Annotated in this window: 27 protein-coding genes; 23 read left to right on the forward strand and 4 right to left on the reverse strand. The window is 65.4% G+C overall.

Annotation, left to right across the window (positions count from 1 at the left end; genetic code table 11):
- Window positions 1-26: 26 nt before the first annotated feature.
- On the reverse strand, window positions 27-1,244 hold the full coding sequence (locus tag A9513_RS28410) for a phospholipase D family protein (RefSeq protein ID WP_065086174.1): 1,218 nt from the start codon (window positions 1,242-1,244) through the stop codon (window positions 27-29).
- 236 nt (window positions 1,245-1,480) lie between these two features.
- Between A9513_RS28410 and A9513_RS28415 the strand changes: the two genes are divergently transcribed.
- From A9513_RS28415 to A9513_RS28525, 23 genes are all read left to right on the forward strand, one after another.
- A complete protein-coding gene (locus tag A9513_RS28415; protein WP_065086175.1) occupies window positions 1,481-2,269 on the forward strand; it encodes a PFL_4669 family integrating conjugative element protein in 789 nt (262 codons plus the stop codon).
- Complete coding sequence (locus A9513_RS28420; RefSeq protein WP_065086176.1) at window positions 2,266-2,814, forward strand: DUF3158 family protein; 549 nt, start codon at window positions 2,266-2,268, stop codon at window positions 2,812-2,814. Before A9513_RS28415 ends, A9513_RS28420 begins: the two co-directional genes overlap by 4 nt.
- Entirely contained in the window at window positions 2,811-3,194 is a 384-nt protein-coding gene (locus A9513_RS28425) for a single-stranded DNA-binding protein (protein WP_004255072.1), read from the forward strand. The genes A9513_RS28420 and A9513_RS28425 overlap by 4 nt, the downstream gene beginning before the upstream one ends.
- Window positions 3,195-3,488: 294 nt before the next feature.
- A complete protein-coding gene (locus A9513_RS28430; RefSeq protein WP_023125205.1) occupies window positions 3,489-5,504 on the forward strand; it encodes a DNA topoisomerase III in 2,016 nt (671 codons plus the stop codon).
- Window positions 5,505-6,283: 779 nt separating this feature from the next.
- Window positions 6,284-6,520, forward strand: a complete 237-nt coding sequence (locus tag A9513_RS28435) for a hypothetical protein (RefSeq protein ID WP_010792170.1) — start codon at window positions 6,284-6,286, stop codon at window positions 6,518-6,520.
- Window positions 6,521-6,545: 25 nt separating this feature from the next.
- Entirely contained in the window at window positions 6,546-6,938 is a 393-nt protein-coding gene (locus A9513_RS28440) for a hypothetical protein (protein ID WP_023125203.1), read from the forward strand.
- A gap of 250 nt (window positions 6,939-7,188) precedes the next feature.
- Window positions 7,189-7,905, forward strand: a complete 717-nt coding sequence (locus A9513_RS28445) for a hypothetical protein (RefSeq protein WP_013721850.1) — start codon at window positions 7,189-7,191, stop codon at window positions 7,903-7,905.
- A 290-nt stretch (window positions 7,906-8,195) separates the two neighbouring features.
- Complete coding sequence (locus A9513_RS28450) at window positions 8,196-8,996, forward strand: hypothetical protein (RefSeq protein ID WP_013721851.1); 801 nt, start codon at window positions 8,196-8,198, stop codon at window positions 8,994-8,996.
- A 66-nt stretch (window positions 8,997-9,062) separates the two neighbouring features.
- Window positions 9,063-9,425 (forward strand): DUF3085 domain-containing protein, encoded by a 363-nt coding sequence (locus A9513_RS28455; RefSeq protein WP_003294147.1) that lies wholly within the window; start codon window positions 9,063-9,065, stop codon window positions 9,423-9,425.
- Between the two features lie 344 nt (window positions 9,426-9,769).
- Entirely contained in the window at window positions 9,770-10,321 is a 552-nt protein-coding gene (locus tag A9513_RS28460; protein ID WP_023125202.1) for an STY4534 family ICE replication protein, read from the forward strand.
- A 55-nt stretch (window positions 10,322-10,376) separates the two neighbouring features.
- A complete protein-coding gene (locus A9513_RS28465; protein WP_023125201.1) occupies window positions 10,377-10,988 on the forward strand; it encodes a DUF3275 family protein in 612 nt (203 codons plus the stop codon).
- A gap of 89 nt (window positions 10,989-11,077) precedes the next feature.
- Window positions 11,078-11,443: a hypothetical protein gene (locus A9513_RS28470; RefSeq protein WP_009461172.1), complete on the forward strand. Its 366-nt coding sequence runs from the start codon at window positions 11,078-11,080 to the stop codon at window positions 11,441-11,443.
- An 84-nt stretch (window positions 11,444-11,527) separates the two neighbouring features.
- Entirely contained in the window at window positions 11,528-12,178 is a 651-nt protein-coding gene (locus tag A9513_RS28475) for a hypothetical protein (protein WP_003141029.1), read from the forward strand.
- 65 nt (window positions 12,179-12,243) lie between these two features.
- The gene (locus A9513_RS28480) at window positions 12,244-13,353 is read left to right on the forward strand and encodes a DUF6094 domain-containing protein (protein WP_065086177.1); all 1,110 of its coding nucleotides are present in this window, start codon (window positions 12,244-12,246) and stop codon (window positions 13,351-13,353) included.
- 101 nt (window positions 13,354-13,454) lie between these two features.
- Complete coding sequence (locus A9513_RS28485; RefSeq protein WP_024537150.1) at window positions 13,455-13,760, forward strand: hypothetical protein; 306 nt, start codon at window positions 13,455-13,457, stop codon at window positions 13,758-13,760.
- 100 nt (window positions 13,761-13,860) lie between these two features.
- Complete coding sequence (locus A9513_RS28490; protein ID WP_065086178.1) at window positions 13,861-16,134, forward strand: helicase-related protein; 2,274 nt, start codon at window positions 13,861-13,863, stop codon at window positions 16,132-16,134.
- 197 nt (window positions 16,135-16,331) lie between these two features.
- Entirely contained in the window at window positions 16,332-16,901 is a 570-nt protein-coding gene (locus tag A9513_RS28495; RefSeq protein WP_058163801.1) for a PilL N-terminal domain-containing protein, read from the forward strand.
- On the forward strand, window positions 16,898-17,545 hold the full coding sequence (locus A9513_RS28500; RefSeq protein ID WP_065086179.1) for a hypothetical protein: 648 nt from the start codon (window positions 16,898-16,900) through the stop codon (window positions 17,543-17,545). The genes A9513_RS28495 and A9513_RS28500 overlap by 4 nt, the downstream gene beginning before the upstream one ends.
- Before the next feature lie 9 nt (window positions 17,546-17,554).
- Window positions 17,555-18,274 (forward strand): TIGR03759 family integrating conjugative element protein, encoded by a 720-nt coding sequence (locus A9513_RS28505; RefSeq protein ID WP_065086180.1) that lies wholly within the window; start codon window positions 17,555-17,557, stop codon window positions 18,272-18,274.
- Entirely contained in the window at window positions 18,259-18,879 is a 621-nt protein-coding gene (locus A9513_RS28510; RefSeq protein WP_058159121.1) for a lytic transglycosylase, read from the forward strand. The genes A9513_RS28505 and A9513_RS28510 overlap by 16 nt, the downstream gene beginning before the upstream one ends.
- Complete coding sequence (locus A9513_RS28515) at window positions 18,876-19,409, forward strand: integrating conjugative element protein (protein WP_065086181.1); 534 nt, start codon at window positions 18,876-18,878, stop codon at window positions 19,407-19,409. The genes A9513_RS28510 and A9513_RS28515 overlap by 4 nt, the downstream gene beginning before the upstream one ends.
- A gap of 8 nt (window positions 19,410-19,417) precedes the next feature.
- Entirely contained in the window at window positions 19,418-21,574 is a 2,157-nt protein-coding gene (traD, locus tag A9513_RS28520) for a type IV conjugative transfer system coupling protein TraD (RefSeq protein WP_065086182.1), read from the forward strand.
- The gene (locus tag A9513_RS28525) at window positions 21,571-22,320 is read left to right on the forward strand and encodes a TIGR03747 family integrating conjugative element membrane protein (RefSeq protein ID WP_065086183.1); all 750 of its coding nucleotides are present in this window, start codon (window positions 21,571-21,573) and stop codon (window positions 22,318-22,320) included. The genes traD and A9513_RS28525 overlap by 4 nt, the downstream gene beginning before the upstream one ends.
- Before the next feature lie 43 nt (window positions 22,321-22,363).
- Here the strand turns inward: A9513_RS28525 and A9513_RS28530 are convergent, their stop codons facing one another.
- The 3 genes from A9513_RS28530 to A9513_RS28540 all read right to left on the reverse strand — a co-directional run.
- Entirely contained in the window at window positions 22,364-24,001 is a 1,638-nt protein-coding gene (locus A9513_RS28530; protein WP_065086184.1) for a type I restriction-modification system subunit M, read from the reverse strand.
- The gene (locus A9513_RS28535; protein ID WP_065086185.1) at window positions 23,998-25,113 is read right to left on the reverse strand and encodes an AAA family ATPase; all 1,116 of its coding nucleotides are present in this window, start codon (window positions 25,111-25,113) and stop codon (window positions 23,998-24,000) included. Before A9513_RS28535 ends, A9513_RS28530 begins: the two co-directional genes overlap by 4 nt.
- The coding region (locus A9513_RS28540; protein WP_141678542.1) for a restriction endonuclease subunit S at window positions 25,110-25,963 on the reverse strand (854 nt) is incomplete at its 5' end. The genes A9513_RS28535 and A9513_RS28540, both read right to left, overlap by 4 nt.

Here is a 25,963-nt window from a genome sequence, read left to right on the forward strand (position 1 = left end):
AGGTCGCCTTCCGTGGGGTTATCCAGTCAGGTCGCGGCTTCGTCTTCTTCCGTTTCCCGCCAATAGGCGTAGTTGAACAGTGCATCCAGCTCCGTGAAGTCGTCCAGGCCCAACGATCGTCTGACCGTATCGGCATGCCCGCAGTACCTTGCGTAGCTTTCCGCACTGACGTTCTGCTTGGTTGGATGCAGTGGGTAGTCCCGGATGCCGGCGAGCGCCAGTCCCGACACCGCGTTCTGGTTCATCACGGCGAACCGCTTGTTGTCCAGCGCGTGCAGAATCTCAGTCAGCAGGTTGATGCCTGCTCCGGTGATGGCGCCAAAATGTCGATGTAGAACGGTAAACGCTTCGGCAGGCGAGAGCTTGCGCCGGTCAAGGATGTCCGCCACTGCGGCCACGAACTGCCCTGGGTGGTTGGCGATCCGGCTCTTGCCGCGGTGCAGCCCGCCGGAATGGAACAGGCCGATCAGCGCGTCGTACTTACTCGGAAAGTCCCGCCTGGCATTGCTGCTCAGGGCCGCCAGCTCTGCCAGCCTGCGCCTTGCCTGGCGCAGGTTTCCCTTGCGGCCGGTCTTCTGCGCGGTGAATCCATGCGCTGAATCGTCGCTTTTCATCAGCTCCAGGAGGTCGGCCAGGATCGTGAAGTCCGGCCCCTCGGTTCGGCTCGCCTTCTGCGCACGCTTCTTGGCCACCTTCCGGCAAGTGTCGTGGATGATGTACTCCCGCTCGTAGGCATCAATCCGGGGCTTGGTCGCTGGCACGAGAATCCTGTCCGCGACCAGCGCATCGAGGTGTCGCGTGACAGATGCCATCAGCGCGCCGCTCGCGTCGTCGATGAGGGCCGATGCCTCGTAGTTTCCGTAGAAGCCTCCGTGGGTGAGGTTGGCCGAGCCGACGATCACCGAGCATTGCTTGCCATTCTGGAAGGCGTAGATCTTCGGGTGGAAGGTGTCGCTGGCGTTGCTGAGGTACAGGACGAGCGCGTGCTTCTCGGCGAGCGCAAAGAGCTGTCGGAGTGCTTCGGGTTCGGTCAGGTAGAAGTCCAGACCTATCGCAAACCTGGCCTTCAATCCCCCTTCCAGCGCCTTGCGCAAGGGCTTCAACAAGTCGCCGATGGCCGAGATCTTCGCGAAGGCCACCAAGCATTCCAGGCGTTCCGCCCGCTTCAGCAGCTTCTCGACTACGTGGCCGTGCCCGTGCTCTTCCCCGTTCAACAGCAACTGAACGGCTTTCCCATCCTGCATGTTTTCCCCTCGTTCTTCTGCGCAGCAACCCAGGTGCGATGCGCCCCCAGTCATTGTCATGGTTCACGCCCAGACATCAAGCATCGCGGGCTCAAGACCTATCCCCAGGGGATAGCCGGCACACACAGCCTTCCGTGCGGAACAATCCGGGCACGCATGGGCTGCGGTTTGTTGACTGACAGCCTTCCGGCCGATGCCGATGCTGGCGACTCGCCCCTTCACCGCGAGTCGCTCACATGGCCAACGAACGCACAGAACCCCTGCAACTGAATCTCGGATCGCTGCGCAGCGCGATGTCGCTGACGCTGCACACGCACCACGCTTCGCGCATCTGGCACGGCCGCGCGCCGACCGAGGGGCGCCCCGGCATCATCGGTCTCAACGGCTTCATCGGCGCCATGAACAAGATGAAGCGCGGCGCCGAGCAGGACGACCCGTACTCGGACTGGTGGATGTTGCGGATCGAGGACAAGCTCGCCGACACCAAGACCCGCTTGCAGACCCTGCGCGAACAGGTGGATCAGGCCCTGGCCGACGTGCCAGCGGCGCTGTCCCTGGGCGAGAACATGAATGTGCAGCCGGTGAAGCTGCCGCTGTTCGTGAATGCACAACTCGGCTTCATGGCGGTGTACCTGCTGGCCGACTACGACGACCTGGCACGCAAGTTCATCCTGGCCCACCACACGGCGCTGATCGACCGCAGCACCTTGGAGCGCTGGCTCAATGATGGCGCGCACGCGCTGCGCAGCCTGTTCTCGCTGGCCCAGCAGTACCGCTACTCGGGCACGACGCGCGACGACTTCGCGGCGAAGAACGCGGCGGCGCGAGCGGCGCTGGAGAAGTTCGGCGAGTTGCCGCAGGACGTGCTGGAAGGCACGCGCCGCTCGCGCTTCGCGCCACCCATCGCGCGGCGGTCGAACAAGCCCGGCACGCCGCCTGCTGCGCCTGCCATCGTGCCCGATGCGCAGGCTCCCACGGGTGGCGCAGCCGATGGTGCCGCGGGCGATGAGGGTGTTGGCGCATGACAGCATCACCCCCTATCAGCCACTCCACGCGCTTCGTGGCGCTGGAACAGGCGGACTTCCAGCGGCTGGAACATGCAGGCTACCTAAAAGGCCTTTTACAGCCTTTTAAGGGTAAGGGGAGTCTGGAGACCTGGGCCAGCCAGTGCGCAGCGCTGCGCGACGACGTGATTGGCCTGGCGCAGCGGCGCGTGCTGCCCCAGGCGCGCGCCTACCCCTTCAGCCTGCTCCACGTGCAACTGGCCCAGCAGGCCACTGGCGCAGGGACGACCTTCCTGCGCTGGCGCAACCTCGACCGTTCCTCCATGGGCGTGGCGTTGTGGGAGGCCCTGCTGGCCAACCCCGCGACGCCGGCCTCGCTGATCGACGAGCTGTACGCGATCGAACTGCAGCGCATCGTGCTGAACATGCAGATCAGCCTGACCCACAGCATCGCTCGCCAAGCCCTGGAATGCGCCAACAAGGCCGCGCAGGCCGAAGCGGCTTACCTGCGGCGCGTCCACGGGCATACCGCGTCCGTTCCACCCACCACCAAGGAGTCACCATGAGCACGCACTTCGTCGGCGAGGGCAACATCGGTTCTGCGCCGGACTACCGCGAATTTCCGAACGGCAACGACGAGCCGCGCCGGCTGCTGCGCCTGAACGTCTACTTCGACAACCCGATCCCGAAGAAGGACGGCGAGTACGAAGATCGCGGCGGCTTCTGGGCGCCCGTGGAGCTGTGGCACCGCGACGCCGAGCACTGGAAGACGCTGTACCAGAAAGGCATGCGGGTGCTGGTCGAGGGCCGCACTATGCGCGACGAATGGGAGGACGCCGACGAGAACGAGCGCGTGACGTTCAAGGTCGAGGCGCGGCGCGTGGGCATCCTGCCGTACCGCATCGAGTCGGTGGCGCTCAGCGCCAAGCCCGCCGGCAGACAGTAATTCGCCCATCGCCGTTCCCCCGAGGGCGGCTGTAGCAACCGTCATACGCCCGCGATGCACCAGCGAGCTATCCCCAGGGGATAGCTCCAAGGTCGTCCACGGAGTTCCAGCCGCCCTCCAGAAACGACGCTCTTGCTGTGCCAACTCCTGCGGTCTATGCGCACCGCTGCGGCAACGGACCGCCTGCCGATCACAAAGCGGTGTCTGCATCAATCGGCTTCCTTGCTGCCGGCATCTCCTGGCCCCGCCAAGCTGACGCCCATCCGATGAACCGCACATTTCCAAGGAGGCTTCATGCGCGTGTTCCTGTGCGAGAAGCCGTCCCAGGGCAAGGACATCGCCCGTGTGCTAGGCGCCGGCCAACGCGGCAACGGCTGCTACAGCGGCGCGGGTGTCGTCGTGACCTGGTGCATCGGTCATCTGGTGGAGGCGGTTCCGCCCGAAGGCTACGGCGAGCAATACAAGCGCTGGGCCGTCGAGCAACTGCCCATTCTTCCTGAGCGTTGGCGTGTCGAGCCCAAGGCGGCGACCGCAGCGCAATTCAAGGTCGTGCAGCAGCTCGTCGCCAAGGCGGGCGAGCTGGTGATTGCGACCGATGCCGACCGCGAGGGCGAGATGATCGCCCGCGAGATCATCGACCTATGCGGCTACCACGGGCCGATTCAGCGCCTGTGGCTGTCGGCGCTCAACGATGCGTCGATCCGCAAGGCACTGGGTGCACTCAAGCCGTCCGCCGAGACGCTGCCGATGTACTTCTCCGCACTCGCCCGATCGCGCGCCGACTGGCTGATCGGGATGAACCTGAGCCGCTTGTTCACGCTTCTAGGTCGGCAGGCCGGCTACACCGGCGTGCTGTCGGTGGGGCGCGTGCAGACGCCGACGCTGAAGCTGGTCGTCGATCGTGATCGCGAGATCGCGCGATTCGTCTCCATGCCGTATTGGGCCGTGGATGTGCTGCTATCCCATGCCGGCCAATCCTTCACCGCGAGCTGGATACCGCCCGAAGGCAGCACGGATGCAGCGGGTCGCTGCCTTCAGCAGCCGGTGGCCCAGCAGGCTGCGGATCGCATTCGCGCGGCACGCGATGCGCAGGTCGTGTCGGTGGACACCGAGCGCGTGCGCGAGGCACCGCCGCTGCCGTTCGACCTGGGCACGCTGCAGGAGGTGTGCTCCAAGCAGTTGGGCCTCGACGTGCAGGAGACGCTGGACATTGCCCAGGCGCTGTACGAGACGCACAAGGCGACAACGTATCCGCGCTCGGATTCGGGCTACCTGCCCGAGAGCATGCTGGCTGAGGTGCCGACCGTACTCGACAGCCTGGTCAAGACCGACCCCAGCTTGCGGCCGCTGATCGAGCGCCTGGATCGCCAACAGCGTTCGCGTGCATGGAACGACGGCAAGGTGTCGGCTCACCACGGCATCATCCCGACGCTGGAGCCCGCCAACCTATCGGCCATGAACGAGAAGGAACTGGCCGTCTACCGGCTGATCCGCGCTCATTACCTCGCGCAGTTCCTCCCGCACCATGAGTTCGACCGGACGGTGGCGCAGTTCTCGTGCGGCAGTCAGTCGCTGGCGGCCGTGGGCAAGCAGATCTCCGTCACCGGCTGGCGCGAGGTGCTGGCGACGCCGCGGCCGGACGATGCCGATGGCGAGGATGCGCAGCGCAGCCAGGTGCTGCCCGCCCTGCATGCGGGCCTGTCCTGCCCGGTCGGAAAGGTGGATCTCAAGGCGCTGAAGACGCTGCCGCCCAAACCCTACACGCAGGGCGAGCTGATCAAGGCCATGAAGACCGTCGCCAAGTTCGTGACCGACCCGCGCCTGAAACAGAAGCTGCGAGATACCACCGGCATCGGCACCGAGGCGACACGCGCCAACATCATCAACGGTCTGATCGGTCGCGGCTACCTGGTCAAGAAAGGCCGCGCCGTCCGCGCTTCCGACGCGGCATTCACGCTCATCGACGCGGTGCCCTCGGCCATCGCCGACCCCGGCACCACGGCGGTGTGGGAGCAGGCGCTCGACATGATCGAGGCCGGCCAGATGGCGCTGGACACCTTCATCGAGAAGCAGTCCGTGTGGGTCGGCCAGCTCGTGCAGCAGTACCGCGGCGCGACGCTCTCGCTCAAGCTGCCGCCGGCGCCGGCCTGCCCGCAGTGCGGCGCGCCGATGCAGCAGCGCACGGGCAAGAGCGGCGCGTTCTGGTCCTGCTCGCGCTACCCGGACTGCAAGGGCACGCTGCCGATCGAGTCCCCGACGGGCCGGCGCAGCGCACCGCGCAAGCGGCGCGCTGCCTCCAAGGCGTCCTGATCCTCGCTTCCCCCTGCCGCGCCGGCCACTTCACTGACGGCGAGGCAAACGTCCCGCACCGCGCGGGACTCCAAAGCGCGCGTCTCCTTCTGCAACGGTGTGCGCGCCCCGTCTGCTCGCCATCGGGCGACGGGGCGAGAAGGTCATTGTTCCACGAATCGCGCCCGCCGCCATTCCCTTGATCGGTGTGCCTTGCCTCGGTCACGAGGGGCTTCCTGACGCCTTGCCGCCGCGCGAGCCGTGAGGAGGCCCCTTGGGCCGAGGGTATTCCGTGCCGGTGCCCGCCGGCGGAACAACGGGCTCCCTTTGTGTGTGGATGCACGCCAGAGGTTTCCGGCCCCAGCCACGAAACGGGCCGGGTGCGATTGCTGACGCAGCGAACGGCTTTGACGACGGCCCGCGCTGACGCAGCCCACAGGTGGTTTTCCTTCCTCTCCAGCCGAAGGCCCGCGTGGCCTTCGGCGCCCTGGTCCTTGCCTTGTCCCGTTACGCGGGCCTGCCCTAAAGCGGGCCGTCCGCGATTCGGTTTTCCCTGCGACGGCAGCCATGCTTCGCGCCCATCCTCACGCCATGCGTTGCTGACAGTCGTCAGCAGCATGCCCTGGCAGTCTCGGTCTTCAAGACTGCGACGCGGTTCGCCGCGTCGACCGATCCAGTCCGCTTCGCATCGCCCACCGCGGACGCTCGCCGGCCTGGCGACGATGCACTTTTCTCAACCACCCGAGGGGAACTCCATCCTCTACGGGATGCGTGCTCCTCGACCCACCAAGGAGCACGGCATGTCTGAACCTTCTGCATCTTCCTCTGCAACCGCAGTGCGCAGTGGTGCGCTGGCGCTGGCCTGGACCGGCAAGCGTTTGCCGCTACAGGTGCTGCGCAGCGCGGCCGGCCACTACATCGGCACGCAAGACGACGAGGGCCCGGTATCGCGGGAGTCCGTCGAGTATTTCCCGACCCACCTCGCAGCACAGCGCGCCCTGGATACCCATGCCTGGACACAGCGCGCTCACCCCTGATTCCCACCCTTCAAGGAGTTCTCTCATGAATCTGTCTTTACCCGAAGACGTGCTCGATCAGATGGCGCTGGAACAGGCGCACTTCGACGCTGCACCGCAGGCCTTCTTCGAGGCCTGGAAGTGCGGCGCGCAGATCGCCGGCCACGAGTGGTTCGGCGACGGCACACGCGAAGGTCTGCAGCGTGCCACCACCAAGTGGGACCTGCGGCCCAACATGCTGATGCTCAACGACGCCCTGGGCGTACTGAGCAGCGGTCAACGCATGTTCCTGTCAGCGATGGTGAGCTTCTACAACTCCCGCGAGGGCGGCGCGATGCTCAAGCGTTGCGGCTTCGAGGGGCTGTCCGACTTCGGCGGCCTCGATCTGGAACGGCGCCAGGTCATCGCTGACCTCACGCTGCACTACAACGGCTGGTGAGCCGTGCCTGGCAACCCACCGTCCTTTCATCCCACCCCACGAGGGACGTGCGTCCCCGTTCGGGGCCATGTCCCTCCTTCCTTTCGCAGGAGCGGCCATGTCCCGAATCACCATCTTCCACTGACCTGCACCGCCCGCCACCAGGGCGGCCCGACGCCGCGGCCGGCTGACCGGTTGCCACTTCATCCACTCGCTGGGGTTCAATCCCCGGCAGGGGATTGCCTCGGCCATCCTCTGCTGGAGGAATCCCATGTCTCATTCCAAAAACCCCTTCGTCCGCGGCTACGATGGCCTGTCCGTGCAGCGGCTGCTGGCGATTTCCTACGACGACGACTGCCCGCTGAGCTATCTGCCGCTGCACGTCTCGCAGTCGCATCTGCCGGACAGCCAGGTCGAGCGCCATGCCTGCGTCTTCTGCGACGACTTCGCGCTGATCACCGAGGGCCAGAACGTGCCGCCCGAGCTGGACGCGCAGTGCCCCAGCCACGGCATCGCCCGAAACCTCGTCTACGCCGTCATGGCCGAAGAAGCCGGCCAGCCGCTGCACGTCGGCGATACCTTCTCCGAGGAAGCCGCGCGCGAGGTGGTACGCCGCCTGCGCTTCGAGACTGGGTTCTACAGCCGTGCCTGGGAAATCAGTTCGGCGCACATCACCGTGGAGGCCGGTCGCTATCTGGCCAACCTGGCCGACATCGCCACGCCGAGCGGTTTTCTGTTCGTGGCCTTCCGCATTCCCTACAGCCCGGCGGTCGGCGTGAAGCTGATCGCCACGCCCTGGACGGACGAGAACCTGCAACGGGTCGAAGGCATCACCGCCGAGCGGTTGCAGCGAGAGCATCGCCGGAAAGGCATGCCAGAGTCCCTCGTGGAGGTGCTCCACCTGGCCGCGCTCGCCGACGTGCGCCTGCTGATCTTCGATGCCGACGCGCCCGTGCTGGACGGGCTGACGCTCTACGACGACGAGTAACCCGCAACCCATTCGAGCCCCTACGTCGGGGCTCTTCTTTTTCGCGGAACGCGGTGCCGGCGCATTGCCGATTCCCGGCGGACGGCCGCCGCCATGTGCCGCACGCTGGCCGCATGTTCGCTGGCGTTGCCGGCAGCATGCCCAGGCAGTCGAGACCTTCAAGACTGCGGCGCGGTTCGCCGTGCTGGTTGTTTCGTTCTCCGGGCGCACCCGCGTCCATCCACCTCACCCTCAAGGGACCGACCTCCCTTGCGGGCGGGAGTCCCTTGGTTGCCACAAGGAGTCTCCCCATGGATACCCAAGCCATCCGTGCACAGATGCCGACGCTCGTTGTCGGTCATGTGCCTTCCAACGTCCGTTCGTTCAAGTTCAACATCTTCGACGGCCAGCCCAAGGTTTCGACGCTGGGCTTTCACATCGATCCGAAGCCTTTCGAGGGCAAGGTCATCGCCACCACCGACGAGGCCATCGTCGTCAAGACGGGACGGGCCGAGTTCGCGGTGCTTGATCGCACGCTCGTGACCGAAGTGCCCGACGAGGGCGCCAAGGTGCAGGTCGAACCCTATGTCAGACGCCGCTTCGACGGTCAGCGGGCGGACACGCCCGAGGAGCAGACCGAGTTCACCGCCGACGGCCAGCCCTACACGGTGAAGCGGTTCGTGCTCGGGTCCGCACCGGCGAAGCTGCCGATCCCCGAGCCGCGCTGCCCCGAGCTGCAGGAACTGATCGACCAACTGGAGCAGTTGCCCGCTCCCGACGGCTTCCGGCGCATCACCCACATGCTGGTGGACGCCGGTGCTCGGGACATCACCTGGGTCGATCCGCTGCCCGCCGACATCATCCGCACGCCACCGGCCATCGGCTTCACCGTCGCCACGATGAAGTTCCAGGGTCACGTCACCGTGCTGTATGAGCGTGGCCTCGACCTCTACGCGGTGGAGCTGCGCCGCGACGGCGAGCTGATTGAACGGGTCGATGAGGTGTTCTTCGACACCCTCGGCGAGACGCTGGAACGGCTGATCGACGACGGGAGCTGGCGCCGCATCCGAGTGCAGTGCCTGTTGTCGGGTCGCAAGGCTGTCCGGCACTGATCTCCCAGCAGCTTCCCGCCTTCGCGGCGGGAAGCCTCTCTTCCTGCATCCCTGGAGATCACACCCATGACTGTTCGATTCAAAGGCACGGAGCTGCGGCCCGTGCTCGCCGAAGCGGTGGCGAATCAATGCCGCGTCATCCTGGTCAAGGATCAGGGCGTGTACTTCCTGGCCGAGCGCGGCGAGCGCCGACCCGATGGTCGCCAGAAGACCATCGCCTATGCCGCCGGCTGCAACCCAGATGTCGATGCCTTCGATGACTGGTGGGAGCTGGCGCGCGCCGAGTTCGGCGGCGATGACTTTGGCGAGTTCTTCGATCCACAGGAGGGCGTGTTTGCGCGCATCCTGCACAGCGAGGACGACCTCGACGTGTCCGCCACCACGACACACCTGTCGCTGCAGGCGGTTCCTCCGCCCAGCGGTAACTGACCGCCCATCCCCGGCCCCCGCTCCGGGGGCTTCTTTCTTCCCGGCAATGCGGACAGCCGCGAGTGCCGATTGCCGCTCGCATGCGCGCCGTCCTGGCGCCACGCTTCCGGCCATGTTCCGCTGACGTCCGTCAGCGACATGCCCAGGCAGCCACGATCTTCAAGGCTGCGATGCGGTTCCGACCGCGTTGATCACTCCAGTTCGCACCGGCATCCATGCGCGAACGGCCATCGGTTTTCGATGGCGATGCCACCAAGCTGTTCCATCAACCCACGCGGGGGTTCCACACCTTCCCCGCCTTGGGTCGGGTGTGTCTCCGCCTCTTTGTTCCCAGGAGATTCACCATGACCACTTCCAACGAAAAGTCCTACTTCGATCTGCACATCACCGGCCTCGGGTACCTCAATCGCATCCGCGAAGTGAAGCCCAAGAAAGGCGATGCGTTCCTGGCCTGCGACATCGCGGCCCTGAACGGTCCCAGCGATGACGTCTCGTATGTGCGCTTCGACACGCGCGTATCGGGATCGGAAGCGCAGCACCTGGTGCGCCGCTGCATTCAGGCGGTCGACGCCGAGAAGAAGGTGATGATCGGCTTCCGCCTGGGCGACCTGTGGACCGACACCTTCACCTACTCCAAGGGCAAGCGTGCCGGCGAGCAGGGGGTGAGCCTCAAGGCCCGCCTGCTGTTCGTCAGTTGGATCAAGGTCGACGGCAAGCTCGTCTACAAGGCCGAACCCAAGCCGACCGAGACCGACGAGCGGGACCCGGAAGTCCCGGTGACGTCCGATGCGCCCGCTGCGCAGCAAGCCTCGACACCGGAGCCTTCCAAGCCCGTCGCCGATGCTGCCGACGACGCAGCCGATGCCCCCGCATTGGCCGTTGCCGAGTCGTTCTGATCCGCAAGGCCCCATCCCCGGGGCCTTGTCTTCTCTTCGTCAGCAGGAGACCTTCATGATCACCATTCCCGGCCAACTGGCCATCAAGACCATCCACGGCAGGAACGGCGACTTCAACGTCGGCCGCCTGGCGACCTCGATCGGCGAGTTCGTCGTGAAGAACGCCGAACTCGATCAGTACCGCGAGGGCAAGTACGACGGTGATTTCGTCATCGTCGAGATTCGCCCCTCCACGTACAACGCCAACGGCCGCATGGTCATCGAAATCCGCGCCCATCTGGGCGGGATGACGCTGTCCAACATCGACGCCCTGAGCCGCGACGAAGCCCGCCGGCTGAGTCCGCAGGAAGTCGATCCGATCGACGAGGAAGCGCAGGCGCCCGCGCCGGCAACGCCCCCGGCCAAGCCGAAGGCGAAGCCGCGTAGTCCGCGCGATCCCCTGGTCGATACCACGCCGTTCGGCAGCGAACCGGCTCCCGCGTCCGCTGCGGCCTCGGCCGAGGCAGACGACGCGGCGCTCTTCGCTTCCTTGTGGCCCCTGGGCGAGACCGTGAAGCTCGACGCGACCGTGGATCGTCGTGTGCTGCGTCAGCAGCGCGACCGTCTCGACAAGCTGGGCTACGAGTTCGCTCCGTTGTCCCAGGACTGGCACCTCAAAGCTGCCTGATCCATCCGCCGCATTGCGCGGCATACCGCCACCCGCCGGGGTTCTCCCCCGACGGGGAGGGCTCCGGCCTTTTCTTCAAGGAGACCCTCATGGGCTGGACCTTCGTTCGTCAGACGCGCGATCAGTTGATCCGCGAGCTGCTCGCTCCGCAGGCGTCCGAACGCGCTTGCTGCGAAGTCATCGACCACACGCTCGACGGCGACGTTCTGTGGACCGTGGTTCGCGTCACCGCTAGGCAGGCGGGCGTCATGGGCCTCGCGGCCGGTGAGTCCGTCTGCTACATCGGCTGCCATCTGCTGGAAAGCTCGGGCGGCGATTGGGGCTACAAGTCCCTCGACGAGTCCGTGCATCCGTACTACTACTCGTGCCCGCTGCGCTATCTCGACATGGCGCCGGTGCAAAGCCCCGAGTGGCGCGAGCGGGTTCACCGCTTTCACGCGGGGCGCGCTGTCTAGCGGCACGCATCTTCCTTCACCCAACCGGGGCGAGCATGGCCCCGCGGGCTTTGGTTGCTCCTTCATTTCCAAGAGGACATCACCATGCCTGCACCTTCTTCCGCGAAACCGCTGTACCGCATCGACGAATGCCCCGACCTCATGGCCGACGGTTGCGTCGGTGACGAGCAGGGCAATCTCGTCTTTCTGTCGATCTGGGCGCGCGACACCGCCGTTCAGGAGTTCCTCGCCCGCCTGACCCTCGGCCGGGATGAACAGGGGCTCGACCAGTTCCACGTCATCACCGAGCAGGGCGCATCCATCCCGGTCTTCGTCGGCAACGTCGAGAACCTGGAAAAGCGCATCACCCGCGCCTATCGGCGAACGCTGTTCGGTTCGCTGACGAATGTGTGGCTGTTCGATCGTCGCTGCGTGAAGCCAGACAAGGCCAACGCCAGCGCGTTGGCGCTTCTGCCCAGGGATTCCGCGCACCGGCTCGACCGGCTGTGGACGCTGGTGCAGGACACCTGCCCGCTGCCACTGCTCGACCACTGGCGCGACACCGTGCTGGAGCTGTTGCAGACACGGCGGATGCTGACCGGTCTTCCCTTGGCCCTCGGGCCACTGGAAGGCCATCGGCTGGCCCTCGATGTCCCGGCGCTGACGAAGGCGCTGGGCGAACTGATTCGCAACGGCACCCTCGGCGCCACGCAGTACGAACTGGCCGCGAACGCACCGCTTCGGCGTGTGGCGTGAACCATCCCCACGGGCATGCGCGCCGCGCGTGCCCGCCTTCCCTCATCCATCATCAGGAGAAATCCATGGCACTCATGTTTCCGCGCCTGGCGCGCAATTTCATTCGTAACGGCTACTTCCCCACCGACGAACCGACGCTGGAGCGGGCCTTGTCCGCACTGGCGCCGTCTCCCGGCTCCATGTCCATCCTCGATCCCTGCGCCGGCGAAGGCGTGGCGATCGCCGAAGCCGCTCACGCCCTCGGGCGCGAGCAGGTCCAGGCCTTCGCCGTCGAGTACGACGCCGAGCGCGCCCGCCACGCACGGCAACTGGTCGATCGCTGCATCCAAGGTGACCTGATGGACACGCTGATCTCGCGCCAGTCCTTCGGGCTGCTGTGGCTGAACCCGCCGTATGGCGACCTGAGCAAGGACGTGAACGGCAACATCGGCTATCAGGGCCAGGGCCGTGCGCGGCTGGAAAAGTTGTTCTATCAGCGCGCGCTGCCGCTGCTGCAGTACGGTGGCGTGCTGGTCTTCATCGTGCCGCACTACGTGCTCGACGCCGAGCTGGTCGGATGGCTGACGCGCCACTTCGCCGACCTGCGCATCTACCGTGCGGTGGAAACGCAGTTCAAGCAGGTAGTGATCTTCGGTCGCAGGATTCGTCAACGCGACCAGGCGTCGGAGTCGGTCAAAGCCGTGCGCGGTCTGCTGCTGCAGATCGGACAGGGTGACGCCGAAGCCGAGGAACTGCCGCTCGAATGGCCGTTCCTGCCGTACACCGTCCCTGCCAGCCCGGCCGAGCCGGAGCACTTCTATCGCGTGACGATGGAGCCCGAGCAGTTCGCCGATGAAGTCGGCCGGCTGCAAGGACTCTGGCCGGCGCTCGATACCCACCTGGGCGCCGCGCAGCAATCGCTGCGTCCGCCCGCGCGGGCCTTGTCGCACTGGCATCTCGCCCTGGCTCTGGCCGCAGGCGCGATCTCCGGCGTAGTGAAGTCCAAGAGCGGGCGCGTGCTCGTCGTCAAAGGTGATACCCACAAGGAGAAGACGCTCCAGACGGAATACACCGAACGCGACGACGGCTCCGTGGCCGAGACGCGCATCCTCACCGACAAGTTCGTGCCGGTCATTCGTGCATGGGACTTGACGCTGGGCTCGCCCACGTGGGGCGAAGTGCTGACCATCCGCTGATCGCTGTTCCCTGACGGTTCGCCGTCGCTTTCATCCACCCACCGGGGTCACGTCGCCCCGATGGGGTGCCGTGGCCCCTTCTTCCAGAAGGAGAAACCACCATGGCACTCGCAGTCCTCAACCTCGCGTCACAAGCACGCTTTTCGCCCGGGCAGGTGGTCATGACCGCCGGCGTCGACGAGCTGGTCCGACAGGGCCGGCTCAACCCCACGCCGTACCTGCGCCGCCATCTTCATGGCGAATGGGGCGACCTGAGCGACAGCGATCGGCGGCAGAACGACGCCGCGCTGAAGTCCGGCGAGGATCGTCTGTTCTCGTCCTACCAGGTCACGCCCAACCTGAAGCTCTGGATCATCACCGAATGGGATCGCAGCGTCACCACGCTGCTGCTGCCCAGCGAATACTGATCCCCATCCAGCGGTCTCGCGCCGCTTCTTTCTTTCCCCCCAGGGGCATGTCGCCGCCCCGTGAGGGAGGTGCATGCCCCATTTGCTTTGGAGCATCACCATGTCCCTCGATCTCGAAACCATTCCCGAAACCGCTGTGCAGGGCGACCTGCTCGAAGCGGCCGCTTCACCCCTCACGCTCAGCCTGCAGGACTTCGTATCGGAGTTCGGCGACGAGTTGCTCGATTCGCTCAACCGCGCCAATCCTCCGGTCTACACCGGCCAGGTGCGGGTGCATCGGCAACTGATCCTCGCCGCGCTCAAGCGCAAGCTGTTCCCGGCGCAAGCCGATGTGGTCCATGCCGTCACCGAGCTGTTGGTCGATCGCGGCGAACGCGCCGCGATCGTCAATGGCGAGATGGGCTGCGGCAAGACGACGGTGGGTATTGCCACCGCCGCCGTGCTCAACGCCGAAGGCTACCGCCGCACCCTGGTGCTCTCGCCACCCCACCTGGTCTACAAGTGGCGGCGCGAAATCCAGGAGACGGTGGCCGGCGCCAAGGTCTGGGTGCTCAATGGCCCGGACACGCTGGTCAAGCTGCTGAAACTGCGCGAGCAGTTGGGCGTGCCGGCCCAGGGCCAGGAGTTCTTCGTCCTGGGCCGCGTGCGGATGCGGATGGGGTTCCACTGGAAGCCTGTCTTCGTTCGGCGGCGCATGCCTCACGGCGACGTGGGGGCCTGCCCGGATTGCGGGCATGTCATCACCGACCTCGACGGCGAGCCGATCAACCCGGTCGAGCTGGAAGCCGAGGAGTCCCGCCGCAAGTGCAGCCACTGCCGTGCACCGCTGTGGTCGTTGATCCGTCCGAGAGGCCTGTCCGCCAGCGACCAGTCCTCGACCGTGCTCAAGGCACTGAAGCGTATTCCAACCATCGGGGAAGTCACCGCGCAGAAGCTGATGCAAAAGTTCGGTGACGCCTTCCTCGCGTCGATGCTCGGGGACAACATCCACGAGTTCATCAACCTGATGGATGGCAACGGCGAGCTGGTCTTCTCGGACCGGCAAGCCCATCGGATGGAACGTGCGATGGCCAACATGGAGTTCGGCTTCGGCGAGGGCGGCTACCAGCCGTCCGAGTTCATCAAGAGGCAGCTTCCCCAAGGCACGTTCGACCTGCTCATCGCCGACGAGGCACACGAGTACAAGAACGGCGGCTCCGCACAGGGCCAGGCCATGGGGGTGTTGGCGGCCAAGGCGCGCAAGACGCTGCTGCTCACCGGCACACTGATGGGCGGCTACGGCGACGACCTGTTCCACCTGCTGTTCCGAGCCCTGCCGGGGCGGATGATCGAAGACGGCTACCGGCCGACGAAGAGCGGCAGCATGACGTCGGCCGCGATGGCGTTCATGCGCGATCACGGTGTCTTGAAGGACATCTATTCCGAGAGCACTGGCACGGCGCACAAGACGGCCAAGGGCACCAAGGTATCGGTGCGCACGGTCAAGGCGCCGGGTTTCGGTCCGAAGGGCGTACTGCGGTGCGTCCTGCCGTTCACGGTATTCCTCAAGTTGAAGGACATCGGCGGCAATGTGTTGCCGCCTTACGACGAGGAGTTCCGCGAAGTCGCGATGGACACGGCGCAGGCCGCGGCCTACCGCGATCTGGCGGGTCGCCTGACCCAGGAGCTGAAGCAGGCCCTGGCGAAGCGCGACACGACGCTGCTCGGCGTGGTCCTCAACGTGCTGCTGGCCTGGCCGGACTGCTGCTTCCGGTCGGAAACCGTGGTGCATCCGCGCACGCGCAACACCTTGGCGTTCGTGCCGGCTCAGTTCAACGAGTTGGAGGTGATGCCCAAGGAACGCGAGCTGATCGAGATCTGCAAGCAGGAGAAGGCAGAAGGTCGCAAGACCCTGGTCTATTCGGTCTACACCGGCACGCGCGACACCACGTCGCGTTTGAAGGTGCTGCTGGAGCAGGAAGGCTTCAAGGTGGCGGTACTGCGCGCGAGCGTGGATGCCTCCCGCCGCGAGGACTGGATCGCTGAGCAGTTGGACCGTGGCATCGATGTGCTCATCACCAATCCCGAGTTGGTGAAAACCGGCCTGGACCTGCTGGAGTTCCCGACCATCGTGTTCCTCCAGTCGGGCTACAACGTGTATTCGTTGCAGCAGGCCGCGCGGCGCTCATGGCGCATCGGCCAGAAGCAGCCGGTGCGCGTGATCTACCTCGGCTACGCCAACTCCTCGCAGATGACCTGCCTGGGGTTGATGGCCCGGAAGATCATGGTGTCGCAAAGCACGTCGGGAGACGTACCCGAGTCGGGCCTGGATGTTCTGAACCAGGATGGTGATTCCGTCGAGGTCGCACTGGCCCGGCAGCTTGTCACGGTCTGATCCATGTGCCCATGCCGGTGGCCCCTCGGGGTCGCCGGCTTCTTTCCACGGCCCTTCGGGGCCGTTTTTCTTGGGCGTATGACAGTCTATGGCGCCGCCCCCCATGTATTCGGGCGGGCGTCAGTGCGTTTTGTTTGCTGCCCGCAGGCCAAGCGGCGGCGATGGTGAGCGCTCCGTGTTCCAGGGAAGCGCCCTCCATGCAACCATCCATCCGCGCTGTTCACCGCCTGGCCCTCGTCGCTGGCTTGCTGGCCGGCAGCCTGTTGGCCGCCGGCTGCGCGACGACCGCCGCACCGTCTGCGTCAGCGGTGCCGGCCGCATCGCCAACCGCCGTCGCGCCGGAGCCGGGTTTCGTTCCGGTGGCCCGCTACGGACGCTACACCCTGGTCGAGCTGGTGCCGGAACCTGCGCAGCGGGATCTCTTGCAGCAGGCGGTGGAGGTCTCGATTCCGCCCATGCTCGATGCCAGCGTGGGCGATGCCATGCGCCATGTGCTCCTGCGCTCCGGCTACCGGCTCTGCGATGCGGCCGAGGCCGCCACGCTCTACGCGCTGCCGCTGCCCGCCGCACACCTGCGCCTGGGCCCGCTGATGCTGCGCGATGCCTTGCTGACCCTTGCCGGCCCCGCCTGGGAGCTGTCGGTCGATGACTTGACCCGCCAGGTCTGCTTCAGCCGGCGCGGTGCTCCCACCTTCCTTTCCGCCAACCCGCCCGGCACCGCCACGCCCGTACCGGACGCCGACCGGCCCGGGGAGATGCAGCCATGACCTTTCCCCAAGCGCCATCCGAGCGCAATTCCCGCACGCGCTGGCTCAAGGTCGCCGCGGCCTTCTGGCTGGTCCTCATCAGTGCCGTGGCACTCGTCAACAGCGTCGGCCTGTCGCGGCTCGCCGAACAGACCCAGAGCAGCGCACAGGATGCGCAGGTCAATGCGCTGGGCCTGCGCGTGGCCGATCTCGAACACCAGGCCAATGCGGACAAGCGCCGGCCGGTGCCGATCAGCCAGGCCGAATTCGCCAACGCGCGGCAGGCGCTGGACGAACGGATGACGCGCCTCGAAGAGGCCGATGAGGCGAGGGCCTTGGCCGTCGACCTGCAGACGCTGCTGGCGCGCGTGAGCGGAATCGAAACCCGCCTGGAGAAGATCCGGCAGGTGGCATCCGCCGCTCGCCCGCGCGCTCCGGTTGCGACGAAGCCCAAGGTGCCGGAGCCGCCGTTCCGGGCGCTCGGCGTGGAGCTGCGGGGAGGCGAGCGCTTTCTGTCGATCACCTCCACCGCCGCGGCCTCGCTCGCGGGCGCCCGGCTGCTGCGCGAGGGCGATGCCGAGGGCGGCTGGCAACTGCAGTCCATCGAGGCGCAGGCGGGCGTGTTCCAGGTGAACGGCCAGACGCAGCGCGTCGCGGTGCCGTAGGAGGTCGCCATGAACCTGCGGCCGTTGCTCGCTGCCGTTGTCCTGTTCGCCGCTTTCGGCGCATCCGCCCAGCCGGCCCCGGTGACGAACTCGCGCATGGTGCCCGCCCAGGTGCAGCCGGGCGCTGATACCGCGCTCGACGAGAGACAGGCGCGGGAGTGGGGGCTTCAGCCCGAGGAGTGGGCGCGTTACCGGCAACTGATGCAGGGGCCGCTCGGGGTCTATTCGCCGCAGCTCGATCCGCTCACGGCGCTGGGCATCGAGGCCCGCAGCGAGGAGGAGCGCAGGCGCTACGCGGAGTTGCAGGTGCAGGCCGAGGCCCGGCGCGTCGGCAAGACGCTGGCCTACCAGCGGGCCTACGACGCGGCGTGGCAGCGCCTGTTTCCCGGCCAGCCGCGCGTGAGCCTGCCCGGCGCCAAGGCGCAGGGTGCCGGCAACACCGGCTCCGGGCGCCTGGCGGTCTTCGTCAAGGCCGATTGCGCACCGTGCGCGCAGCGCGTGCAGCAGTTGCAGGCGGCCGGCACGGCCTTCGATCTCTACATGGTCGGCAGCCGTCAGGACGACGCGCGCATCCGGCAGTGGGCCACCCGGGTGGGCATCGACCCGGCCAGGGTGCGCGCCCGCACCATCACGCTCAACCACGATGCGGGACGCTGGCTGTCGCTCGGCCTGCCCGGCGATCTGCCGGCCGTGGTGCGCGAGGTGAACGGTCAATGGCAGCGGCAATAGCTACTCCGGGCCGGGAGCGTCGGCCATCCCGCGTCGCCATCCGCTGCGCCGGCGCCGTGCTGCTGCTCACCAGCGGCGGCTGGGCGTTGGCCGCCCTGGCGCGGGAAGTGCCGCCGCCGGCCTATCAACTGGCGGCGCACCGTGCAGACGTGCCGGCGGCGGTGCTGTACGCGGTAGCCTTGCAGGAGAGCGGCGCCATGCTGCGCGGGCGCCTGATCCCCTGGCCGTGGACGCTCAACGTCGCCGGCACGCCGCAGCGCTACGCCACCCGCGCCGAGGCCTGCGCGGGGCTGCGCCGGGCACTCGCCCACACGCCGGCCAATCGCATCGACGCCGGCCTCGGCCAGGTCAATCTCGGCTACCACGCGCATCGCTACACCCAGCCCTGCGAGCTGCTGGACCCGTACCGCAACCTCGCCATCGCTGCGGAAATCCTGCGCGAACAGCACACGCCGGGCGAGGACTGGCTGCTTGCCATCGGCCGCTACCACCGGCCCGCCGGCGGGGCACCCGCGGCGCGCTACCGGCGCAGTGTGCATCGGCACCTGAGCCGCGTGCTCGACCCCGGCGTTCCCGTTCCAACCCTCCAGGCCACCACGCCATGAACCACATCGTCCTCATCGCCGCCATCGGGCTGCTGTCCACGGCCACCGTCTTCGCCCAGACCGCCTCCGCGCCCCTGATCGTCGTCGAAGACCGCGGCGGCGCCTCCGCGCTGCCGTATTACCAGTCTCTGAATCCTCAGCCGGATCAGGCCGCACCGCTGGCCCCGATGCCGGCCCCTCACGCGGGTAACGCGGCCGACGCCGAAGCCGCCATGCTGCCGGTGCGCTCGACGCAACTGTCGCCGGGCGAGGTGCAGCGCCGTGTCATCCGGGCGCCGGGCCTGACGGCGCTGTTCCTGATCGGCGACGACGAGCGTTCGCGCGCCTGGCTGCGGCAGCGGCAGACCGCGCTGCGCGAGCTGGGGGCCGTGGGCCTGGTGGTCAATGTGGAGTCGATGGCCGCGCTGACGGCGCTGCGCAGGCTGGCGCCTGGCCTGACCCTGTCGCCGGTCTCCGGCGACGACCTGGCCCAGCGCCTGGGCCTGCGCCACTACCCGGTGCTCATCACGGCCACCGGCGTCGAGCAGTAGGTGCGCCAATGGCCCAACCGCATGCGGTCGAGGTGCTGCTGCGGCCAGCGGTGGAGCTTTACACCGTGGTGGTCTGCACCGGCGCCGCGATTCTGTGCCTGGTGGCACCGTGGTCGCTTGCGCTGAACCCGCTGCTTGGCCTGGGCTCGGCGCTGGCTTTCCTGACCTTTGGCGCGATTCGCCTGCGCGATGCCTGGGCGATCCTGCGCTATCGCCGCAACATCCGCCGCCTGCCGCGCTACGTGATGACCAGCCGCGACGTACCGGTGAGTCAGCAACGGCTGTTCGTCGGCCGGGGCTTTCGCTGGGAGCAGCGGCACACGCACCGGCTGATGCAGACCTACCGGCCGGAGTTCCGCCGCTATGTCGAGCCGACGGCGATCTACCGGGCCGCCCGGCGGCTGGAGGAGCGGCTTGAGTTCGCCCCGTTTCCCGTCTCGACGCTGGCGCGCGCGCTGGCCTGGGACAGCCCGCTCAACCCGGCGCGACCGCTGCCACCGCTCGGCGGAATGCCGCGCCTGCATGGCATCGAGCCGCACGAGGTCGATGTCACGCTGCCGCTGGGCGAGCGCGTCGGCCACACCCTGGTGCTGGGCACCACGCGCGTGGGCAAGACGCGGCTGGCCGAGTTGTTCATCACGCAAGACATCCGCCGCAAGGTCCGCGGCGAGCACGAGGTGGTGATCGTCTTCGACCCCAAGGGCGATGCCGATCTGTTGAAGCGCATGTACGTTGAGGCCAAGCGCGCCGGGCGCGAAGGCGAGTTCTACGTCTTCCATCTGGGCTGGCCGGACATCTCGGCGCGCTACAACGCCGTGGGCCGGTTCGGGCGGATCTCCGAGGTTGCCACGCGCATCGCCGGGCAGCTCTCGGGCGAAGGCAACAGCGCCGCGTTCCGCGAATTCGCATGGCGCTTCGTCAACATCATCGCGCGCGCCCTGGTCGAGCTGGGGCAGCGGCCGGACTACCTGCTGATCCAGCGCCACGTCATCAACATCGACGCGCTGTTCATCGAGTACGCCCAGCACTACTTCGCCAAGAACGAGCCGAAGGCCTGGGAGGTCATCGTCCAGCTCGAAGCGAAGCTGAACGACAAGAACATCCCGCGCAACATGATCGGGCGCGAGAAGCGCGTGGTGGCCCTCGAACAGTACCTGTCCCAGGTGCGCATCTATGACCCGGTGCTCGACGGCCTGCGCAGCGCCGTGCGCTACGACCGGACGTACTTCGACAAGATCGTCGCTTCGCTGCTGCCGCTGCTGGAGAAGCTCACCACCGGCAAGATCGCGCAACTGCTCGCACCGAACTATTCCGACCTGTCCGACCCGCGGCCGATCTTCGACTGGATGCAGGTCATCCGCAAACGCGCGGTGGTCTACGTGGGGCTGGATGCGCTGTCCGACGCCGAAGTCGCGGCGGCGGTGGGCAACTCGATGTTCAGCGATCTCGTCTCGGTCGCCGGCCACATCTACAAGTTCGGCATCGACGACGGGCTGCCCGGCGCCGCGGTGGGCGCCAAGATTCTGATCAACGTCCACGCCGACGAATTCAATGAACTCATGGGCGACGAGTTCATTCCGATGGTCAACAAGGGCGGCGGTGCCGGCGTGCAGGTGACGGCCTACACGCAGACCTTGAGCGACATCGAGGCGCGCATCGGCAACCGTGCCAAGGCCGGCCAGGTCGTCGGCAACTTCAACAACCTGTTCATGCTGCGCGTGCGCGAGACCGCCACCGCCGAACTGCTGACGCGACAACTGCCCAAGGTTGAGGTGTATGCCACGGCACTGATGAGCGGCGCCACCGACAGCTCCGACCCGCACGGCAATACCGCGTTCACGTCCAACACCCAGGACCGCATCAGCAGCAACAGCGTGCCGTTGATCGAGCCGGCGCATGTGGTGGCGCTGCCCAAGGGGCAGTGCTTCGCGCTGACCGAGGGCGGCAACCTCTGGAAAGTCCGCATGCCGCTGCCGGCACCCGACCCCGACGAAGCCATGCCGAAGGATCTGCAGGAGCTGGCCGGCTACATGCGACAGCACTACGTCGAGGCGGGAGACTGGTGGGAGAACCAGGGCATCCCCGGCCTGCAGGACAAGGCGCTGCCCGACGACCTGCTGGACGACTTCAAGCAGATGGCCGCCGCTGAAGAGGCCGAAGCATGAGCGATCCGGCCGTCGCGGCACAGCGCCAGCAGCAACGACAGCAGGGGCTGATCGCCGGCCTCATCACGCTGCCGTTCCGCTTCTTCGGCGTGCTGTGCGGCGCGCTGCTGCTGTGCATCCTGATCGAATGCGTCGGCATGCACTTCTTCTGGCCCGATCAGGGCTGGCGCCACGCGCAGGGCATGCTGCACTACGAGCTGGATCAGCTCTCCACGCATTTCACGCGCAGCGCGCTGGTGCAGGAGCCAGGGCGCACCGCGCACCGGCTGGTCGAGCAGGGCTACGACTGTCTGTTCGTGAAGAGCGGTCTGCTGGACTGGATACGCGACGCCTCGACGCAGGCCAGCGCCGGCAGCCATCGCCCGACCAAGGATTTCCGCTACTACATCGGCTTGGTCTACGTGAACGTGGAGAGCTACCTGATCGCGGCGGCCTACACGACGCTGGTCTTCCTCGTGCGGCTGCTGGTGCTGTGCCTGACCCTGCCGCTGTTCCTGATGGCCGCCTTCGTCGGGCTGGTGGACGGCCTGGTGCGCCGGGACATCCGCCGCTTCGGCGCGGGACGCGAATCGGGGTTCATCTATCACCGCGCCAGGGCCAGCCTGATCCCGCTGGCCGTACTGCCGTGGGTGACTTACCTGGCACTGCCGGTCAGCGTGAACCCGCTGCTGATCCTGCTGCCCAGCGCCGCACTGCTCGGCGTGGCGGTGTGCATTGCGGCGGCGACGTTCAAGAAGTACCTGTAGTGCAACCGGTAAGTGGCTCCACGGCGCGAATACGGTTTGCACACTATTCCGGCGAAGTCATCGACGTGCCATAAGGTAGCAAGGGCAGCCCTAGCTCCTTGAGGAGTTCGTTGTGCCGCTCGGTAGCCGTCTTGATTTTTTGATCCAACAAAACCAGTTCAGAATGGACCGTCTTGATCTCGATTTCCTCGTCGGCCTCTGCGGTACTGACATAGCGCGAGATGTTCAGGTTGTAGTCGTGTTCCTTCTCAATGACATCCAGTGGCACCCGCCGCGAATATCGCGCCTCTTCCTTGCGGTACTGGTAGGTGTCGATGATCTTGTCGATGTGCTCGGGCAGCAAGTGGTTCTGCCGCTTGCCTTTCTCGAAGTGCTCGGCCGCGTTGATGAACAGCACGTCGTCGGGCTTCTTGCACTTCTTCAGCACCAGGATGCACACCGGAATACCGGTGGAGAAGAACAGGTTGGCCGGCAAGCCGATCACGGTGTCGATGTGGCCGTCCTTGAGCAGCTTGGTGCGGATGCGCCCTTCCGCGCCGCCACGGAACAGCACGCCGTGCGGCAGGATGATGGCCATCACACCGTCCTGCTTCAGGAAATGGAAGCCATGCAGCAGAAAAGCAAAGTCGGCCGCCGACTTTGGAGCCAGGCCGTGGTTCTTGAAGCGCACGTCCTCGCCGAGCGCATCGGTCGGTTCCCAGCGATAGCTGAAGGGCGGATTGGCCACCACGGCGTCGAACTTCGGCATCTTGGCCGGGTTGGTTTCCCGCAGCATGTCCCACTCGTTGAGCAGGGTGTCGCCGTGGAAAATCTCGAACTCCGAATCCTTCACGCCGTGCAGCAGCATGTTCATGCGCGCCAGGTTGTAGGTGGTGATGTTCTTTTCCTGGCCGTGGATCTTTCCGATGCCATGCGGCCCCATGCGGTGGCGCACGTTGAGCAACAGCGAGCCTGAGCCGCAGGCAAAATCCAGCACACTGTCCAGATGCGGGCGCCGGCCCGTTGCCGGCTCCTGCCCGTCCAGCGTGACGATGGCCGAGAGAATGCTGGAAATCGGCTGCGGCGTGTAGAACTCGCCGGCCTTCTTGCCTGAGCCCGCGGCGAACTCGCCGATCAGATATTCATAGGCATCGCCCAGGGTGTCGCTGTTGGTGGAAAACTGTGTCAGCCCCTTGGCGATCTCGGCGATGATCTTGCACAACCGGGCATTGCGCTCGGGGTAGGTCTTGCCGAGCTTGTCCGAAGCTAGGTTGATCTCCGAGAACAGGCCCCGAAAGGTACTGGCAAAGGATTCGTTCTCGATGTAGGCGAAGCCGTTTTGCAAGGTGTGCAGCAGCTCTTTGTCCTGGGTGCGAGCTTGTTCCGCAATGCTGGTCCATAGGTATTCCGGGCGAACCACGTAGTGCACCTTGCGGCGCATCTGCTTTTCAAATTCTGCGGTGTCGTCGGCGTTGTTCTCATACCAATCCGCGAGCGGCGCGCGGCGGTCGCCCTCAGCCAGCCTGGGATAGTCAGCCCCCAGTTCCTTCTGCGCGGCGGCCTCGTAGTTGTCCGACAGATAGCGCAGGAACAAGAAGGCCAGCATGTAATCGCGGAAGTCGTCCGCGTTCATCGCGCCGCGCAGTTGATCGGCAATCGCCCAAAGAGTCCTACCCAGCTTTTGCTTTTCGTATTCGGTCATGGTGTACCTGTTGCCTCAACGGCTTGAGGGAATAATTCGGGATTGAATGGGTAGCGATTCAGAAAGTCATGCAGAATCTTCCTGAAATAGGCCTTGTTCTCGTCCAGCATCTGCTGGGGCTCGTAGAGCGAATAATTGCCGTGACTCAGGATGTTGATCAGGCGGGCGTGCAGGATGCCGTCCGGGTCATCCTCCTGCTGCTTGATGCAAACCGAGAAGTTCTTGTGGCCGTGAAAGCTCGCCGTCTTCTCCAGGATCGTGCGCAGCATGTTGAAGTGGTGGGTGAACAGCCGGTCTTCCTGTGCAGCCTGGTACAGCTCGGCCAGAGCGGCGACGTGGTGAAAGAACGGCGTGTCGCCCGTTTCCTCACGCAAGACGTAGCTGCTACCTGTTGAGTTCTTGTTGATGAAATACCGCTTGGCATTCTTCAACTCATTGCACAACACATTGAAGAACAGCGTGTGGTGCGTCGAAAGAACGGTCTTGAGCTTGCTTTCAGGCCGCTTGAGCAGTTGCGCCAAGTGGTTGGCCACGGCAATCGCGTTGTGTTCATCCAACGACGAAATCGGGTCGTCGATATAGAGGTACTTGACCCAACGGTAAGCCTCGATCTCCGGGTCCATGGCCAGCTCGACGACGGCAAGGAAGAAGCACCAGACAAAGATGTTTTCCTCGCCGCGAGACACCTTGATGTTGTCGATGACCTGCCCGTCCACCGTGCGCGAGAAACGCACTGCCCATTCCTGCGTATCTATGCGGAAATCGAAATCCGCATAGCGCTGCAGCAGCGGCCGGATGCGGTTGTCCATCTCCAACTCGGCCAGACCGGCAAAGAAGCGCGAGGCCGCATTGAGCGTGAGCCTGCGGTCGTTGTCGCCTTCCAGGTCGTTGTCCCAATGGAACAGGTCTTCGGTGAAGGCGTTGAAGTAGAGCGTGTCGCGCTTCTCATCCTCACCTTCGCCTTGCTTGCCGATGTCCTTGAATGCCATGGATAGGCGCGTCTTACCGGTGCCGTTGTAGGCATAGAGCAGAATGGTCTTCTTGTTCTCCAACTCCTGCCGCAGATGAGACCCCAGCGCTGCCAGGTCGGCGAAGGGCTGACCGGGCTTCATACCTGCACCTCGTCCAGCACCGGAAATAATTGCTGCATCAAGCCCTTCTTGTGGATTTTGAGGGCATTGATCTTCTTACTTTGGGCGGCGATCAGTGCGTCGAGGGAGGACAGGCAGTCGGCGATTTTTTGTTGCTCGTCAACCTTGCTTGGATAGTGCAATTKCACATTGCCCAGTCGACTGGCCGATAGCCCAAGAACTTTTGCTCCCTGAGCTTCACGCTGAATCTGTCTCCTAACACTTTGGGATGAGAACAGGTAAGCACCAAAGCCCAGTACAAAGGAGGTTCCATTTTGCTTTGCAAGAATGGTGTGCAACCCGGAAACGAGCGGAACATCACCCGCATCGATGATCTCAATGGCTTTGCCAATATCTGCCATGTCCTCAGAAGCATCCGCAAAAACCATGTCGCCGGCCACGCAGTAATTTTCAGGTCGAATCGCCGAATGCGACTCTCCGTCATTGATATACGGAACTGGCTCGGCATCAAYACGGAAGTGCAGGGAAAACTTCGTATGGATATCACCGTAGTGAATGTTCCTGAACGATCCTCCGGTGTAGTTCAGCTTGTCCCGCGAGAGCGAGTTGTTGCCTTTGAAGGAATACACTTCTGACATTGGTGATGACACCCACGCATCCCGAAACTCCGGAAAGCGCAGCTGCGGCACGGTTTCGCCATCGCGGGGTAAAATCTGCTGCATCAGGCCCTTTTTGTGGGTCTTAAGAGCGTTCAGTTTTTGGGTTTCCGCCGTGACCAGCTCGTCGAGGGAAGACAGGCAGTCGGCGATTTTTTGTTGCTCGTCAACCTTGCTTGGATAGTGCAATTGCACATTGCCCAGTCGACTGGCCG

Source organism: Pseudomonas sp. AU12215 (assembly GCF_001675465.2).
GTDB classification, from domain to species: domain Bacteria; phylum Pseudomonadota; class Gammaproteobacteria; order Pseudomonadales; family Pseudomonadaceae; genus Pseudomonas; species Pseudomonas nitroreducens.

Excerpts from the sequence above, each read along its gene's own strand:
- A9513_RS28475 (WP_003141029.1), top strand. The coding sequence starts at position 11,528 with ATGCCTGCACCTTCTTCCGCGAAACCGCTGTACCGCATCGACGAATGC.
- A9513_RS28460 (WP_023125202.1), top strand. The coding sequence starts at position 9,770 with ATGACCACTTCCAACGAAAAGTCCTACTTCGATCTGCACATCACCGGC.
- A9513_RS28455 (WP_003294147.1), top strand. The coding sequence starts at position 9,063 with ATGACTGTTCGATTCAAAGGCACGGAGCTGCGGCCCGTGCTCGCCGAA.
- A9513_RS28420 (WP_065086176.1), top strand. The coding sequence starts at position 2,266 with ATGACAGCATCACCCCCTATCAGCCACTCCACGCGCTTCGTGGCGCTG.
- A9513_RS28530 (WP_065086184.1), bottom strand. The coding sequence starts at position 24,001 with ATGACCGAATACGAAAAGCAAAAGCTGGGTAGGACTCTTTGGGCGATT.
- A9513_RS28445 (WP_013721850.1), top strand. The coding sequence starts at position 7,189 with ATGTCTCATTCCAAAAACCCCTTCGTCCGCGGCTACGATGGCCTGTCC.
- A9513_RS28480 (WP_065086177.1), top strand. The coding sequence starts at position 12,244 with ATGGCACTCATGTTTCCGCGCCTGGCGCGCAATTTCATTCGTAACGGC.
- A9513_RS28470 (WP_009461172.1), top strand. The coding sequence starts at position 11,078 with ATGGGCTGGACCTTCGTTCGTCAGACGCGCGATCAGTTGATCCGCGAG.
- A9513_RS28425 (WP_004255072.1), top strand. The coding sequence starts at position 2,811 with ATGAGCACGCACTTCGTCGGCGAGGGCAACATCGGTTCTGCGCCGGAC.
- A9513_RS28440 (WP_023125203.1), top strand. The coding sequence starts at position 6,546 with ATGAATCTGTCTTTACCCGAAGACGTGCTCGATCAGATGGCGCTGGAA.
- A9513_RS28505 (WP_065086180.1), top strand. The coding sequence starts at position 17,555 with ATGAACCTGCGGCCGTTGCTCGCTGCCGTTGTCCTGTTCGCCGCTTTC.
- traD (WP_065086182.1), top strand. The coding sequence starts at position 19,418 with ATGGCCCAACCGCATGCGGTCGAGGTGCTGCTGCGGCCAGCGGTGGAG.
- A9513_RS28410 (WP_065086174.1), bottom strand. The coding sequence starts at position 1,244 with ATGCAGGATGGGAAAGCCGTTCAGTTGCTGTTGAACGGGGAAGAGCAC.
- A9513_RS28430 (WP_023125205.1), top strand. The coding sequence starts at position 3,489 with ATGCGCGTGTTCCTGTGCGAGAAGCCGTCCCAGGGCAAGGACATCGCC.
- A9513_RS28525 (WP_065086183.1), top strand. The coding sequence starts at position 21,571 with ATGAGCGATCCGGCCGTCGCGGCACAGCGCCAGCAGCAACGACAGCAG.
- A9513_RS28450 (WP_013721851.1), top strand. The coding sequence starts at position 8,196 with ATGGATACCCAAGCCATCCGTGCACAGATGCCGACGCTCGTTGTCGGT.
- A9513_RS28490 (WP_065086178.1), top strand. The coding sequence starts at position 13,861 with ATGTCCCTCGATCTCGAAACCATTCCCGAAACCGCTGTGCAGGGCGAC.
- A9513_RS28535 (WP_065086185.1), bottom strand. The coding sequence starts at position 25,113 with ATGAAGCCCGGTCAGCCCTTCGCCGACCTGGCAGCGCTGGGGTCTCAT.
- A9513_RS28495 (WP_058163801.1), top strand. The coding sequence starts at position 16,332 with ATGCAACCATCCATCCGCGCTGTTCACCGCCTGGCCCTCGTCGCTGGC.
- A9513_RS28465 (WP_023125201.1), top strand. The coding sequence starts at position 10,377 with ATGATCACCATTCCCGGCCAACTGGCCATCAAGACCATCCACGGCAGG.
- A9513_RS28510 (WP_058159121.1), top strand. The coding sequence starts at position 18,259 with ATGGCAGCGGCAATAGCTACTCCGGGCCGGGAGCGTCGGCCATCCCGC.
- A9513_RS28500 (WP_065086179.1), top strand. The coding sequence starts at position 16,898 with ATGACCTTTCCCCAAGCGCCATCCGAGCGCAATTCCCGCACGCGCTGG.
- A9513_RS28485 (WP_024537150.1), top strand. The coding sequence starts at position 13,455 with ATGGCACTCGCAGTCCTCAACCTCGCGTCACAAGCACGCTTTTCGCCC.
- A9513_RS28415 (WP_065086175.1), top strand. The coding sequence starts at position 1,481 with ATGGCCAACGAACGCACAGAACCCCTGCAACTGAATCTCGGATCGCTG.
- A9513_RS28435 (WP_010792170.1), top strand. The coding sequence starts at position 6,284 with ATGTCTGAACCTTCTGCATCTTCCTCTGCAACCGCAGTGCGCAGTGGT.
- A9513_RS28515 (WP_065086181.1), top strand. The coding sequence starts at position 18,876 with ATGAACCACATCGTCCTCATCGCCGCCATCGGGCTGCTGTCCACGGCC.